General features: G+C 58.7%; 15 protein-coding genes and 1 tRNA gene. 8 read left to right on the forward strand and 8 right to left on the reverse strand.

Annotation, left to right across the window (positions count from 1 at the left end):
- The first annotated feature begins 1378 nt into the window (after positions 1-1378).
- A complete protein-coding gene (locus tag AC0L16_RS09725; protein WP_473620443.1) occupies positions 1379-2275 on the forward strand; it encodes a hypothetical protein in 897 nt (298 codons plus the stop codon).
- A 154-nt stretch (positions 2276-2429) separates the two neighbouring features.
- Here AC0L16_RS09725 and AC0L16_RS09730 read toward each other — a convergent pair whose 3' ends face one another.
- Positions 2430-2798, reverse strand: coding sequence for a DUF2934 domain-containing protein (locus AC0L16_RS09730; protein WP_473620444.1), 369 nt, complete (start codon positions 2796-2798; stop codon positions 2430-2432).
- Between the two features lie 247 nt (positions 2799-3045).
- Here AC0L16_RS09730 and AC0L16_RS09735 point away from each other — a divergent pair, with 247 nt between their 5' ends.
- Complete coding sequence (locus AC0L16_RS09735) at positions 3046-3258, forward strand: KTSC domain-containing protein (RefSeq protein WP_473620446.1); 213 nt, start codon at positions 3046-3048, stop codon at positions 3256-3258.
- Between the two features lie 612 nt (positions 3259-3870).
- Here AC0L16_RS09735 and AC0L16_RS09740 read toward each other — a convergent pair.
- On the reverse strand, positions 3871-5019 hold the full coding sequence (locus AC0L16_RS09740; RefSeq protein WP_473620447.1) for a thermonuclease family protein: 1149 nt from the start codon (positions 5017-5019) through the stop codon (positions 3871-3873).
- A gap of 239 nt (positions 5020-5258) precedes the next feature.
- On the reverse strand, positions 5259-5453 hold the full coding sequence (locus AC0L16_RS09745) for a hypothetical protein (protein ID WP_473620449.1): 195 nt from the start codon (positions 5451-5453) through the stop codon (positions 5259-5261).
- A 322-nt stretch (positions 5454-5775) separates the two neighbouring features.
- On the opposite strand from AC0L16_RS09745, the gene AC0L16_RS09750 reads away from it, so the two are divergent.
- Positions 5776-6639, forward strand: coding sequence for an ATP-dependent DNA ligase (locus AC0L16_RS09750; RefSeq protein ID WP_473620451.1), 864 nt, complete (start codon positions 5776-5778; stop codon positions 6637-6639).
- Positions 6640-6998: 359 nt separating this feature from the next.
- Here the strand turns inward: AC0L16_RS09750 and AC0L16_RS09755 are convergent, their stop codons facing one another.
- A complete protein-coding gene (locus AC0L16_RS09755) occupies positions 6999-7301 on the reverse strand; it encodes a hypothetical protein (RefSeq protein ID WP_473620452.1) in 303 nt (100 codons plus the stop codon).
- A gap of 266 nt (positions 7302-7567) precedes the next feature.
- On the opposite strand from AC0L16_RS09755, the gene AC0L16_RS09760 reads away from it, so the two are divergent.
- On the forward strand, positions 7568-7861 hold the full coding sequence (locus tag AC0L16_RS09760; protein ID WP_473620453.1) for a hypothetical protein: 294 nt from the start codon (positions 7568-7570) through the stop codon (positions 7859-7861).
- Positions 7862-8072: 211 nt separating this feature from the next.
- On the opposite strand, the gene AC0L16_RS09765 is transcribed toward AC0L16_RS09760, so the two are convergent.
- A complete protein-coding gene (locus AC0L16_RS09765) occupies positions 8073-8336 on the reverse strand; it encodes a helix-turn-helix domain-containing protein (RefSeq protein WP_473620564.1) in 264 nt (87 codons plus the stop codon).
- A gap of 31 nt (positions 8337-8367) precedes the next feature.
- Between AC0L16_RS09765 and AC0L16_RS09770 the strand changes: the two genes are divergently transcribed.
- Positions 8368-9588, forward strand: coding sequence for a tetratricopeptide repeat protein (locus tag AC0L16_RS09770; protein WP_473620454.1), 1221 nt, complete (start codon positions 8368-8370; stop codon positions 9586-9588).
- A gap of 262 nt (positions 9589-9850) precedes the next feature.
- Here the strand turns inward: AC0L16_RS09770 and AC0L16_RS09775 are convergent, their stop codons facing one another.
- From AC0L16_RS09775 to AC0L16_RS09785, 3 genes are all read right to left on the reverse strand, one after another.
- Entirely contained in the window at positions 9851-10201 is a 351-nt protein-coding gene (locus AC0L16_RS09775; protein WP_473620456.1) for a hypothetical protein, read from the reverse strand.
- A gap of 528 nt (positions 10202-10729) precedes the next feature.
- Positions 10730-11143 carry a hypothetical protein gene (locus AC0L16_RS09780; protein ID WP_473620457.1) on the reverse strand — a complete coding sequence of 138 codons (414 nt, stop codon included), beginning with the start codon at positions 11141-11143 and terminating at the stop codon, positions 10730-10732.
- Between the two features lie 155 nt (positions 11144-11298).
- A tRNA-Gln gene (locus AC0L16_RS09785) sits at positions 11299-11372 on the reverse strand.
- 196 nt (positions 11373-11568) lie between these two features.
- Here AC0L16_RS09785 and AC0L16_RS09790 point away from each other — a divergent pair.
- The 3 genes from AC0L16_RS09790 (at position 11569) to AC0L16_RS09800 (ending at position 13885) form a co-directional block, all read left to right on the forward strand.
- Positions 11569-11955 (forward strand): ester cyclase, encoded by a 387-nt coding sequence (locus AC0L16_RS09790; protein WP_473620459.1) that lies wholly within the window; start codon positions 11569-11571, stop codon positions 11953-11955.
- 396 nt (positions 11956-12351) lie between these two features.
- Positions 12352-13104, forward strand: a complete 753-nt coding sequence (locus tag AC0L16_RS09795) for a tryptophan 2,3-dioxygenase family protein (protein ID WP_473620460.1) — start codon at positions 12352-12354, stop codon at positions 13102-13104.
- A 346-nt stretch (positions 13105-13450) separates the two neighbouring features.
- Entirely contained in the window at positions 13451-13885 is a 435-nt protein-coding gene (locus AC0L16_RS09800) for a DoxX family protein (RefSeq protein WP_473620462.1), read from the forward strand.
- Positions 13886-13912: the final 27 nt, after the last annotated feature.

A 13912-nucleotide genomic window follows, 5' to 3' on the forward strand; every position in this document is an offset into this window, starting at 1 on the left:
GCATATCCGCACCCGTGCAACATGTGGCGGCAGGATTGCTAGTAGGGAGAGCCGCCCTCGCGACGCGCCTGACGCTGCGAGTGCGCTCTGTTACCCTCGCTTAGCCGTCCCCGCTGCCACCGTCCGCGATGGCGGCGAAGCAGCCGGAGCTCGACTTCGCTGGGGCCGGCACGATGAGCAGTGATTTCGTGCGGGTGGTTTGCGAGAAAGCCGGTGCGGGCCTGGCCGATATAGTGAGATCGTTGGCGCTGGAAATTCCCGGTTATTAAAAGCTCTGCGCGGGCACTCTCGCTAGCAGATTGCGATGAAGGGCACGCGCTGCGCCATCAGGCCGGCAATGAAGGCCACGTCGCGTGAGAGCCGATCGAGCTTGCCTCAATGCAACGTTCAACCTGTCGGAGCGCCAAACCGAGCGCTTCATGAACAGCCTCGTCACCGAATGGTTTGACTCGTCTTGTGTGGGCAGCAAAATTGCCAGCACATACTGCATCGATACGTGCTCTTCGCTGTTGATCTCCACCGTCCACGCAAGGTGCCACGGGAAAGTTGGTCTTTCGAAGTGCTCGCCGAACAGTTTCCGATCAATGCCCACAGATCGCGCATGTCGGCGGCGCTCGTCAGCTTTGTTTTCATCGCCTTGCCTTCCGCCAGCCGGCCGATCGCGCCTCGGCTCGCTGTTGGGGCAAGGTGCGTTGGCGGAGGGAGATGACCTGAAATCCAACCTTCTCCACGGGTCCGCGATCACCTTCGTAGTCGGGGTGTTCGGCTGATGCTGTTCAGTCGACCTGTTCAATCTGCGGACCTGGGTCAACCGGCGGAGCCGGCGTGCAATCTTGCCCCTTGCATTCCTCGACAGGGTCGTCGGCTGGTGGGAGGCAGTTTTGGCCCTCGCAATGAACTGCCGGCTCTGGCGCTTCTACGTGGTTAGGCGGAACAAGCTGATCCTCAGCGCGAACGGCCGGCATTGCTACGCTGATCATGCCGGTGCACAAGAGCGCAAACCCAAGCAATTTCATTTCCGCCTCCGTGCCTGGCAGCGAGCTGTACCCTACACTTTCAAGCTGCGGCCGCATCCTCTCACCCGCGAACGACGTTAACACGGGGTTTCAGTGCTGGCCGGAAGGGAGCGGGCCAAATGATCAGTGGCGGTGAAGCGCAAGGCGGCGAAGGGAGCAGTGATTCGAGCTTATGCCGAGTTGCGACCCGAAGGGACGCCTGCGAAGATCGCGCGGCCTAGCGGCTGCCACATTCGCGATTTTCGCGCTCCGCCCCGCGGGCGACCTTCAGTCGCGAAGGGCAGTCGCGTTCTGGTTCGCGAGTGAACTGTTAAGGCCGGCGGACGTTTCTCTGCGAATCCAACACCATTGACGGCAAGACCGTGGAGAAATCCGAGCATAAGCCTGCGCGGCAGAAACAAGACACGCCCGGTGCTTTGGCGAACTTTCCGTACGACCGAATGACTGTCGAACGATTTCGGGCGGCCTTTCCGCGAGCGAGGTGGAGCGACGAGCGCAGGAGCTGGTTTGTACCAGGCAAGACGGCAGCCCGCCGCGTCGACCCTTGGCTGGCGCGCGAGGCCGAATTGCTGGCGATCCACGGCGATAGGAAGGGGCGGGATGCCTATTCGTTCGACCCCATCTCCAGTCCCTATCTCGAGGTTGCCGAGGATCTGCGCATTCGAACACCCTATTCGAAGACCATCCTTCGGGAACTACACGAAATTCCCTGGGCAAGTTGGGATGATGAACTCCGCGCGTGGCGCGTGCCGTTTCGGTCCTATGAGGAACTGCGGCACCGATGGCCGACAATCGAAGAGGCTGCCAAATGTAACGAACCCGAGGAAAGGAAGCGACGACGAGAGGCGGAGAAGGACTCGGAGGCTCAAAGAGCCACACGGTTGCGATATGCGGAACGCCGCTGCCAACGCTATCCGTTGTCGGCTGAAGACTTGCCTCCGATGGGCCGCCCCGTCGCAACAGAGCAGTACGGCGTCGTCGTCTTTACCGATGTGTCAGGCGAAGTCGCCGAGCCGCCAGTATTGGCCGCCTTCTATCCACATGCGACGCGGACGGACATCGACTACGTGTGGGGAACGTGGTGCTCGGCGACGCTGACGGAACTCATCAGGACATGGCCCGCTCGTCGTGAGGCCGGCGAAATGGAGCACTCCCGCGGCTGGTGGCGGCCGACGCTTGGCGAACTTAGAATTGCTCGTCGAAACGCGCGCGCCATCGAGCGTCGAAGGCGAAACCGCCGTCTCAGTCCAATGTCGTGAAACTCAGACCGCGACCCGACCGGCCCGCTCTTTCCGCCAGAGGCGCGCGCTTTCATTTGTTTGGCCGATGCGGCGGTCCGCTGGCGGGGGGCCGAGTTGAAAATCTGTGGTGATCTGTCGAGTACAGCGATGGGCTGCCTGAGAAAGCCGGCGGTTACCTTTCGGATGCCCTGAGGCTCCGCGCCGCCTCATCGAGTGCCAGCGCATCGTCCCCAAGGCGATCGATGAGGTCTTGAGCTTGATCGCCGGAGATGCCTGTTCTCATCGCCAGCGCTTCCGCTGCCTCAACATCCGATTGACCAGCGGCGCGCTTGCCTTGCTTCTCTCGGCTTTGGGCCTGCGCGGGAGCTGGTACGTCGGCGCCGGATATTGCCGGTGGACGAGCACCAAGCGAGCGGTCTTCGTTCTCGATTTCCAAGGTAGCCTGATTCCAATGACGCTCGTGCAGACCGTGCGTCTGGCCTTCTCGTTCCCAGATCTCATATGCGCGGCGCCGAATGCGTTCGTGTTTGTCGTCTGCCATGAACGTTCCTCCTTGTGGGTTCTCACCCAACGCGAAGGAGCGTCGGAACGATCCGACCCTAGACGCCTATTTCGGAAAAAAGAGAGACCCGCAAGGCTAGCTTCCGGAAGACCGTGCCTGCCGCGTTTGCGATGCCGCGATGCGTTAGGTGGCCCAGCGCAAATCCTCGTGCGCTGCTCCGGGAGCAACACCACGAAGGAACGTGATAGGCTCTCCGATCGTTGAAGGCTTTTGATCGAGCCATATCATGCCATCGACCTCGATACGAAAAATGGCATACGATCCCGACAGCAGAATCCTCTCGGTGTGGTTCGTCGCCAGCGGCAAACGGTACGAGTTTGAGGACGTGCCGCCGAAGACCTTCGCCACGTTCAAAGCCGCCTTTGCCAAGGGCCGCTTCTTCAACGACCACATCCGCAATCACTTCCGCTACCGTCTGGTTGAACCCGCGGTCGACTGAGCAGCATCAGCGGACGATCTCTCTTTGGCAGAGATGCGGCTCATTCGTCGCGGCCGTCCGGCCAGCCTTTGCGAGGGCAAGGTCGGACATCGGAACGAAAGGCGGATACGCGAATTCTACTGCTAGATAATCGGAATCGTCGCCCATGAGGCTCGCGACCCTCCACCTTGAAACTGCGAGATACGGCGATGTATATCGCGCCGAAAGGCTCGCGCGGCTGAGGCAGCAAATGATCCGGCACATCAAGCGCACTGACGCCTCAGCTCAAAAAGTCGAGCAAGCGCTGGCTAGTTTGGCCGAAGCAAACGCACCCATGCACCGGCTCGCGCGGCATCAATAGGGCCGCGCTCATGCGCGCCTCCGCATCGGCACGATGTGCGGCGGTTGCTGCATGTGACGTTCTCTCCACATCCGTTTCGCGATGCCTGTCCTTACCCCCCCCCGTGGGGGCGCGGCTTCATTCGTCCATGGTGGCTAAGACCAGAACGGCCCGAGGACGAACACGGCCATTAGCGCATGCCACGTACAGGACTGGCTGGAATGCTGATTGCTAGTCGTGTCGAAAATCCATGGAAATCAGCGAAACCGACGGAACATACTTCCGCCAACCGACTATCTTTTCGATTGTCGCCAACCGGCGGCAACGGCTTCTGCCTCTGAGCAGAACCATCTTTCGCCCTTGGCTTCGGTGATTTTGGTGACGCTGTAATACTTTTGGCCAGGCACGTGATAGATGTGTTCGCCGTCCGCTGAAATGTTGCCTTTGATGTTGCAGCCTGAGTTGCCGTTGCCGATCGCAAAAAGCGGCGCCGGCGTCGCTTGCTGGTCGTCGCTATGCTGCGCTCGCCAGTCCCATGGAACCTGAAACGTCCCTGCCCAAAGACCGATCTTCGACGCCTTCGCCTTAGCTTGCTGCCGTGCATAGGCACCATTGCTGTATTTCGGCCAATCCAGCGCTTGGCCGTGCTCGACCATCCAGGCGGCGACACTGGAGCCGTCCGCGCGCCCGCAGTCGCCGACATAGCGGTCATAGCCATCCCACGTAATGAAAGTGCATCGGACCGGCTTTGAGGCCGACAGGAAGCCATCCAGTGCTTCGGCAGAGCGGCGCCCGCACGGATAGTCGAAACCCTTGGCGTCGTTGCAGTATTGGTGGCTCTCGGGCGGGTCGATGCCATTGAAGCGGACGCGCTGCCCATGGATTTCAATTGTGTCGCCGTCGATGACCGAAGCCACCCCAGAGATCGGGGCCGGAGCCGGCTTGGTCAAATTCTGTAGATTGATCTCAGGCAGCGAGCCGGTGTGTTGCATGACGAATTGCGTTGCCAAAGCCGAAGCCGCGGCCACGGGCACGAAAACCAGCCGCACAGGCACGCCCGACAACCATCGCCGACGATCCCGCTTTGGCCCGGTGCGCTTCCGCCACTGGTCAGACCGATTATCGTAGCGAGACCTGTCCAAGCCCATCATCACATCGCGCCGCCTGAGCGGCTTTCGGCCGAACGCAGCGTCACCGAAATAAGAACCGCTGATATGGCGGCGAAATACAAACGCCAATGCATGAAGGTATCCCCCGACACCAGATGGAATCATGCGCCTTTTGCACTTTGTTGTCGAATCTGACGACGAACGAGCTTGCACGCGGTCTTCCACTACGCGATGTTGCCGCCGGGCTGTAAAAGGGGTGGGGACTGTGAAGCGATTCGCGTTGACGATTTCAATGCTTGCTGGATTGGTGGCGTGCGCCACGCCGCCTGACAAGATTGCGGGAGTTCCGAATGCCGGCCCCTGCACACAGGCTGACAGAGAGCGTTTGGCTATCGTATCAAATCAGCAAAACAAGGCTGTGAGTGGGGACGCATTGGGCGTTTTTCTCATAGGCGTGCCGGTTTCCTCGATGTCGGGTGGCGACCACGAAACCGAGATCGCAATTCTCAAAGGGCGATGCGGCGCTCCAAAAACTTAAATCGGTGGCTTCGGCTCTGGGCGTGCCGTTTCGTTCATCCGGTTAGCCGGTTGACCGTCTCAATGATGGCTTTGGCCAGCGCTTCGCCCTCGTGGACCGGCTCGGGACCATAGAGCAGCAAGACAGCTTCTTCGCTCGGCAGCACACCGGCGGGGCAGGTCTGTTCAATAGCCATGCGAACCAGCTTGAGGGCGGCCCAGGCGTTGCGGATGTTGTCTTGGGCTTCCATGCTTCCTCGCTGAGATGGACTGTCTCAGCGTCAAACCGTGAAGGCGAGAGCCCTGTTCCATCAAAGTTTAACGACTGGGAAAGTGCACTGGAAAGCAAGTGCGGTAACAGTTGATTCAACCGTTGCTGGTAATTCTAGAGGAGTGTGGAAGCGGCTCCGACAGTGAGGCGGGGGAGCTGGATTGCCGGAGCCGCCTGCGCAATCCCGGGTTGGGGTTTGACCGCGCCGTCCTATTCTGGGACAGCGCGGTCAACGATTCGTTAAAATTTTCCGGAACTAATTAAGAGCATGCTAATTGAATCGCGGTTTTGCGAGTCAATGCATGCGTTTGAAGTTTGTCCCGCCGATGATGCCCGCCTTGGCAGCAAAGCCGCCCCAAGGCGATGACTGGATGCATGAAGCCAAATTCGACGGCTACCGCTCCCAGATCATCATCGACGCCGGCGGCGCTCGGATTTTCACCCGCCGCGGACTCGACTGGACCTCCAAATACCGCGAGCTAGCTGCAGCGGCGCGAACGCTGGACGTCGAGAATGCCATCATCGACGGCGAAGTCGTCGTCTTGAATGAGGCTGGCCTTTCGGATTTTGCCGCGCTGCGCAAGGCCATCACCAGGCGCCAGCATGACCTCTACTTCGTCGCTTTCGATCTCCTGCACCTAAATGGCCATGATCTTCGCGACATGGCACTGGAAGACCGGCGGGAGATACTGCGCGGCATGGTCGAGCCTGGATGCCGTATTCAACTCAGCGAAGCGCTGCCGGGCACCGCCGACGCGGTGTTCCATCTCATTGAGCAAGCAGGGCTTGAGGGCATGGTGTCGAAGCTCGCGGACTCTAAATACCGCAGCGGCCCGACTACCAGTTGGCTGAAGACAAAATCCTTCACCGAAAGCGAGTTCGAACTGCTTGGCGTCGAGCGCGAGAGGGGCAAGCCGGCGTTTGCTCTGATGGCTGACCCAGGCACCCGGAAATATGTCGGCAGTGCGTTCGTGAACGTCAATCGCGAGATGCGGGAGCGGCTGTGGAAGCGCGTCCAGGAACATGCCGGGCCACCGCCCAAGGACATGCCAAAGCGGCCGGCAACGCAGTGGGTCAAGCCGGGAATTAAAGCCCGCGTGAAGCACTTGCGCGGCGAGGAGGACCTTCGGCACGCCTCGCTGCAGGATTTCTGGGATGATGATTGATCCAGCTTGTGATGCGCGTCCGCCAAGGTCAGAGTCAAAGCATCAAGAGCGACAGAATTTGGAGTGGGCGGGGCGGGGGAGCGGCTACGCGCGTCCGTTAAACCCTAATGTGCCCCGTTGCCGTTTTCGGTCATCCATTCCGGCGGCATCGTGACGGCAATCACAGACGCCAAGATGCGCCTGAACTGCCACTCGTCATATCGCTCACCTTGCGATTGGAGGGTGAACGGGTAATTCCATCCCGTTTCCCAGATCTCCAAGCCGTCGCCCAAATCGGCTATGTGCCTGCACTTATAGGGGGCGAGTCTGGTGACAATCTCGCCCCGAGAAAAAAGCCGAACGGCAATCATGAAGGGTGATTACGCCGCTTTAGCGTATTCAACAACAAACTGTTGAACGTGCATGTCCAGTTTTTGCGGATTAGCGCAATCCATAATTTCACCCACCGTGCGCGTGGGATGAATATGGAAATCATTGAAGCCCAGACGCTCCAGGAGGGCCGCCATAGCGGGTACGATCAGATTGATGACCTGCTTCTGATCTGGTCCCGACAGGATCAGCCCCGGCAAATCATCGCTCTGTACGCGCAGTCCACCATCTTCTCTGTCTAGGAGCGATACAGTGATCGTCGCGAATGCGTGCTTCATCAGATTCATGTCCATATCAGTCCCCCCAAGCAGTTTGTGCGAGTTGTGTGAACAACTCGTTATACCGGAAACCGTTCCGAATACCCTGCTTACTGTTTGTCAGGCTATCTGTACCAGTCTTGTCAAGTGCCTACAAGCTGCTCTTTTGGGCTATTATGCGGGCGTTCCGCTACCAGTACCCAGCCCATACGCGGGCCAACAGAAACGGTTGAACGCGCCGCCAGCAGGAACATTCCAGAGCAGGCCTTGACGTTCGAGGAAAATGTTCCTTTTCTGTTCTCATGGCGCACGATCCGATCGACACGCTGGGCAAGGCGACCCGGCACAACATGCTCGTCAAGGCGGAATGCAGCTGCGGCAACGTCCGCTACTGCCGTTCGGCCGATCTCATGATGGTCTATGGCGGCGGCACCGACCCGCTGAAGCTCAAGTTTGATTGCAGCCGTTGCAAGCCGCAGATCACGATCACCTTGCTCGAGGTGCATCCGGAACACCTGCCCAAGCGATTGATGATCCACAAGCCGATGAAGATCGACGGCAAGATCCGTTGGACCACCGAGCGGTTCCGGGGATGAGCGAGCGCCTCGAGATCCGCCTAAGCGGCGTCGGCCAGCGCAGCACTTCAGTCACGATCCGCTCTCGAACATGCGGCGGCAGTCGGGCATTCTTATGGATGTTCATTCGCCTCCGAGGATCGCTTCAGCAACTTCAGCTTCCTCGCTCAGGACCGAAAGCAAAACATATTGGAACCTCACATCTCGAAGCTCGCCCTGGCTACCCCAGCGACTAGTCATTCTCCGACAGGAGATCGACGGGCCTGACGCCAATTGCCTCAGCGATCCGCCAAAGCATGATCACGGTCGGGTTACGCTTCCCCATCTCTAGCCCGCTGACATAGGCGCGATCGAGGCCATCCTCGCGGCGAGTTCGTGCTGGGTGAGGCCGGCCGCTGTGCGGCAGCGCTTCACGTTCTTGGCAACGAGCTGACGCATGTCCATCTGGCATGCGTGGCGAATTGTGTACTTTAGTGCGACGCACTATAGTGCACATATCGATAGGCAACCCTCTTCAGAGTCAGGTCATGTCCATGCTTAATAAGTTGGCCTGCGGGCTGGTCTGTTTAGCGATCTTTGCATCAACTGCGTTTTCCGCCGAGCGGGTCGACGAACGAGATCAAGCTCTAGATCGTGCCGCGAGTTTTTTTCAGGAGGGCAACTACGGCGCAGCGCTCTCTATCATCCGTCCGCTAGCTGATTCCGGCGATGCTCGCGCGCAAACTTATTTCGCCAAGATGTTTCTCTCAGGTCGAGGTCTTCAGAAGGATGTGTCCGCTGGGCTTGCGCTGTTGCGTCGCGCGGCAGATCAGGATTATCGCGAAGCGCAATTCATGCTTGGGGCGACCTATGCAGCTGGAGAGCCTGCTGTACCAGTGGACTACGTAGAGGCCCTGAAATGGCTGATAATAGCAAAAGCCCAGGACGGCCTCGCTTATAGCATGCTAATAGGTCAGATGAGCCCTGATGACGTGGCAACGGCCACTGCAAGAGCTGCACATTGGCGAGAAGACTCCGACCGCAAAAAGGTGCGGGCGGCAATGGTTCTCGGCAATAAAAACCAAGTTTCGGATCTCACGCGACTTGCCGATCAAGGCATAGCAGCGGCTCAACACGAGTTGGGATGGTTATACACCGTCGGCGTTCCGGATGGCATCCGGTCGAAGACAGTACCAGGGTTGATGGAATTTCAGCCGAATGATCGGAAGGCTGCTGATCTATATCTTAGGGCGGCTTTACAGGGGTATCCGCCGGCGCAATCGAGGTTGGGTTCGATTCTTTACGAAGGGCGAGGAGTGGCCGTCGATAAAGCCGAGGCCGCGAAATGGTTCGAAAAGGCAGCTGCCCAGTCGGAAGCTAGCGCGATGACTGCGCTAGCTGATATGCTAGCTGCAGGAGACGGTATCCAAGCGGACAAAGGTCGAGCCTTTACATTGTACCGCCGAGCCGCGGGTAAGGGCGACCCATACGCCATGAAGGCGCTCGGAGAGAGCTACGTTAATGGTCGGCTCACCGAGAGGGACAGTCGGTTGGGATATATGTGGCTCACTCTCGCCAGTCAGAAATATAGAAAAGAGCTTGTTGAGGTTTTTGCAAATGATGCCGACGAGACTCGCCGTAGTCTGTTTGAGTTGATGTCCCAATCTGAAATCGATCGTGCTAAGGACGCGACGGACAGGTGTTTGAAGACAAACTATCAACAATGCGGCCGCCTGGGTTTCAGTGACTGGCTATGGGGACTTTTTTAGGCTCGCGATTTCGCGAGGGCGAAATCGAGGCTTTGCGCCAAGGCTACGCCACACAAGAGAGCTTCGGCAGGGCAGTTTCACTGCAGGATCTTCAAGCGCGAGGACGCCAGTAACTTGAAACGCGCAAGCATCGCCCTCGCAACGGAGCGCTTGCCAATTGAGCAGAAGGACGTGGCCGGCGCCGGACGCGCTAACCGCGCTTTTTTGGTATTCGGTCCTGGCGAGCTTTCCGACGGGTTTGCGATCGCCATATGGGCCAAAATCAAAACGTGGTGCAGTTCACGGCATTACCGAAGCGGTTACAAGTCGTCGTTTTCGGCTGACTGTTTTGCATGTTGGCAAATGCCGAATTCGCCCTGGCAGAGGCCCTGCCGCGAGACGAAATGGACTCGTTTTGGATGCATTGGGCCATGGCCGGGGTCCCTGGCTCGAAGCCGTAGGAGACACATCTGTTCCGGAAATAGGTTGCCTGTTCCGCCTGCGGTGTGGTGGCAAACCAAGCCGGTGAGCCGGGCATACCAAGGCCCGAACCGGAGCAGCCGCTTAAAAGGATGATCGCGGCCCCTGCCGCCGCGACAAGTTTGCTTTTGCGCATGGTGATTTCCCCCTGCATGCACAGAACTCCAATAGCGTCAGATCCGCAAGGGGACCGGCTATCGTGCAAGCTACCTCGGCAGCAGTTCGGCGCGCTCATAGATCAGTGTAAGCGGGACGGAAGTCATTCGGCGTTTGTATCGGAGACCCAAATCGACTCAGAAGTCGGATGGCCGGAATTCCGGATGATCACGCCAGTCGGCGGATCTAAGTGTGCACCTTCGCGATACTTGGCTAACGCAGGATTCAAATAGTTCGACCGTGGAGCCGATCTAATGACGGTCCTGACCCCCTTCAGAAGTCTCTGAGCGTAACGCCACCTAGCTAGCGCCTTCTTAGCTGCCCTGCCTTTTCGTCTTTTACCCACGCCACCCCTCCCGAAACAGCCCGCTAATTGAATGGAGATTATCGGGGCGTTTCTATGTCCTCGCGGCCTGCACAAAACTTTACCCGCCAGGGCGTTGCTTGACGTTTTGCCATCGTCCAAGGCGGGGCGGGGCGCCCTGATCAGTCGACAAGTTGGCGGCATGGTCTCACGGTGGCGGGTTCAAAACCCGTAGCGCGCCAACTTGCTCACGGTCAGCAGATCGCCCACAATTTGTTTTAGCTTTGCTTCCCGTCTAACAAGGATAACAGCCGCATCGCTGTCTCCAAGTTCATGTAGTCGAGCCCGCGTGACCTCGAATGCCTTCCGCAACGCATCTTCTGCCGCTCCAATTGCGGCTAACTCATCGCAGAACAGCGCGGCGTGGTCCCGGCGAGGTCCTAAATTCCTTCTGACGAGTGCATCATCCTCATAAATGTCAGCACGGATTGTATCGCTTGGCAGTCGAAGCCTGGCCATTTCGTTTTGTGCCGCTTCTTCCGCCACCTCCCGCGACGGGAACGGTCCCGGCAGTTCTTTAAGGACGGACCGCTCCTTCCGCACCACATCCTTTAGAAGTTTCGCGCTATATGCCATCCGCCCCTCTCATGTCGCATCCATGCCACATGGACCGCCGATAGTCGCAGGAAACCCTACTAAAGCAACCGTACGAGCCCCTGCACCAACCTCGGAGAATATAGGCCAGATATTGGACAGTCCGGCGATTAAATCAGCTAAGCTATTGAAACTGCTGGTTCCCGCTCATGGACTCGAACCACGATTCACGCCTTCAAAGGGCGCTGTCCTACCATTAGACGAAGCGGGAAAGTGACGCTGTCTAGCACTTTCTCATCGGCGCATGAAGCTGCTTCATGCCGTCATCTGCTTTAGCGTCTGACGCGCAGCGCGAGAGCCTCTGCCGGGTTCCCGGCCGATGGAGGACACCGAGCAGCTTTTCAAATAAACAGGGAGCATGAGACACGCCCTTTCAGCGGGGCCTTGTAGAGACAGGAGCAGTCGCCGTGACTAAAACCGACCTCGCCGACGTCTACCGAGACTACATTGCCTGCCTGAACAAGCAGGACTGGCCGAAGCTGGGGCAGTTCGTTGATGATGAGGTGATCCACAACGGTCGGCGGCTCGGCTTGTCAGGCTATCTCAAAATGCTGGAGAGAGACTTTGCTGACATTCCGGACCTTTACTTCAACGTCCAGATGCTGATTTCCGATCCGCCCTATATAGCGAGCCGGCTAGGGTTCGACTGCGCGCCGAAAGAAAGGTTCCTCGGCCTCCCTGTAAATGGGAGGAGAGTTTCCTTTGCCGAGAATGTTATCTATGAATTTCGCAACGAAACAATTGTAGAAGTATGGTCTGTCATAGACAAGGCTGCCATCGAAGCTCAGCTTTAGTGTGAGAAATTTCAGGCATATCTCGTCTCAAAGCAATCCTTGCTCTGCAGGACAATCTGTCCTGAGCTAGACTCGAGTTATCGCCAACAGCCACGCCAAAAGCTCCAGCAACAATAGAAACAGAGCAAGCGGTGGTGGCCGGCCTTGACGCCTGAACACATTGCCCCAGATTAGGCGGCGGAGTTTCAGATATGCGATACGACTGGCAGGGGCGCAAATTCCTGGAACGGCATTTCGGCATTGTTATCGCAATTGGCCTGGCCGCAGGGCTGTCGGCCCTGGCCGCGCTGGGCTACACGCCTTAAGCGCCTGAACCATCCCGCAAGTGAAAAGCGACTAAACTGCAGGCTCGGATCGAACAGGGAGCCCTATCGGCCGGGCAAAGGAGCAGCTGCCATGCACAAGACGGATTATTACGCCCGTATCGAAGCACCCGATATGCGCGACTATGGCGTCTATCTCAGCTGCGACAAGCTACTCGCCAGCCAGAAGCCGCTGGCCGAGATGGTCAATGCCGACGAGCTGCAGTTCCAGATCGTCCACCAGGTCGAGGAGCTGTGGATGAAGCTGATTGCCTACACGCTGGTCGATGTCGTCGACTTCCTCGAGCAGCAGAACACCCATCGCATCGTCACGCTGATGCGGCGGGTGCATCGGCTGATGCGGATGATGACGGCGCAGCTCGACCTGCTCGAAACCATGTCGCCCAAGGAATACCAGGAGATTCGGCTGCAGCTCGGCAATGGTAGCGGCCAGGAATCGCCGGGCTTCAAGCTCTTGCTGCGCATGCCGCCGGATCTGTGGCGGGCCTTCAAGGCGTCCTATCTCGATGGTCGCGGGCTTTCGGTCGAGGATGTCTACGATGTCAGCTATGATCACGGCGACAGCTATGTCGTCGCCGAGGCGCTGATCGAATTCGACGAGCTGTTCCAGAAATTCCGCGCCAATCATCTCTGCCTCATCCACCGTTCGATCGGACTGGGTTCGAAATCGCTCAAGGGCCGGCCGGTCGAACTGCTGCAGGCCGGCGCCCTGCATCGCTTCTTCCCGGAGCTGTGGGACATACGCTGCGACATGACCGACCGCTGGAGCAGCCAGTATGGGACTGTGCGGGCACCGATCAGCCACCCGGAGGCGAAGGCAGGGTAGGGGCAGGTGTAGAAACCTTTTTGATGCCGGCGGGACAGCGCCCCCTCTGTTCTGCCGGACATTTCCCCCCCGAGGGGGGAGATTGGCAGCTTCAGCGCTCCTCTTGCCCTGCGACGTTGGAGGTTGGCGAAAGCGGTGGGATAGCCGATCTCCCCCAAGTGGGCCCAAGTGGGGGAGATGTCCGGCAGGACAGAGGGGGCGCGAAGGATCGCTGCGTTGCTCCAAAGTCCTGCAATACCTGGCCGCCTGCCACTCCCCCAGACAGAACTATTTCCAACCTGATGTCGGGTTTGCGGCTGTTGTAACGTCCTTGGGGCGAAAAGCCGTCGCAACCCTGGAGGACGTCATGTCGTTGGAACCCGCTCAATCACCGGCTCAAACGCCGTGGCAGACCGCGGCAATCCTGATTGGCCGCCTGATCTTCGCGGCCGTCTTCCTCATGGCGGTGACCTTCAAATTCATCGACATGGGCGCCACCGCGGGCTACATCGCCGCCGCCGGATTTCCGTTCCCGCTGTTTCTGGCCTGGTGCGCGGCGGTGCTCGAAGTGGTGCTGGTGCTGTGCTTCCTGACCGGCGCCTTCTTCTCGCAGGCCGCTCTTGTCGCCGGCGCCTATGTGCTGTTCCTCGCCTTTGCCTTCCACGGGCCGTCGCATTGGGCCGGAAACCAGGCCGAGTTCGGATTTTTCGTCGATCATTTTACCTTCCTGGCCGGGCTGCTGTTTGCAGCCGTGCATGGCCCGGGCCGTGTGCTGACCTGGAAGCCTGCACCGGCCAGATGATCGTAGCTCGGCTGGCAAGCGGCGTTC

This window comes from Mesorhizobium sp. WSM4848 (assembly GCF_055811375.1).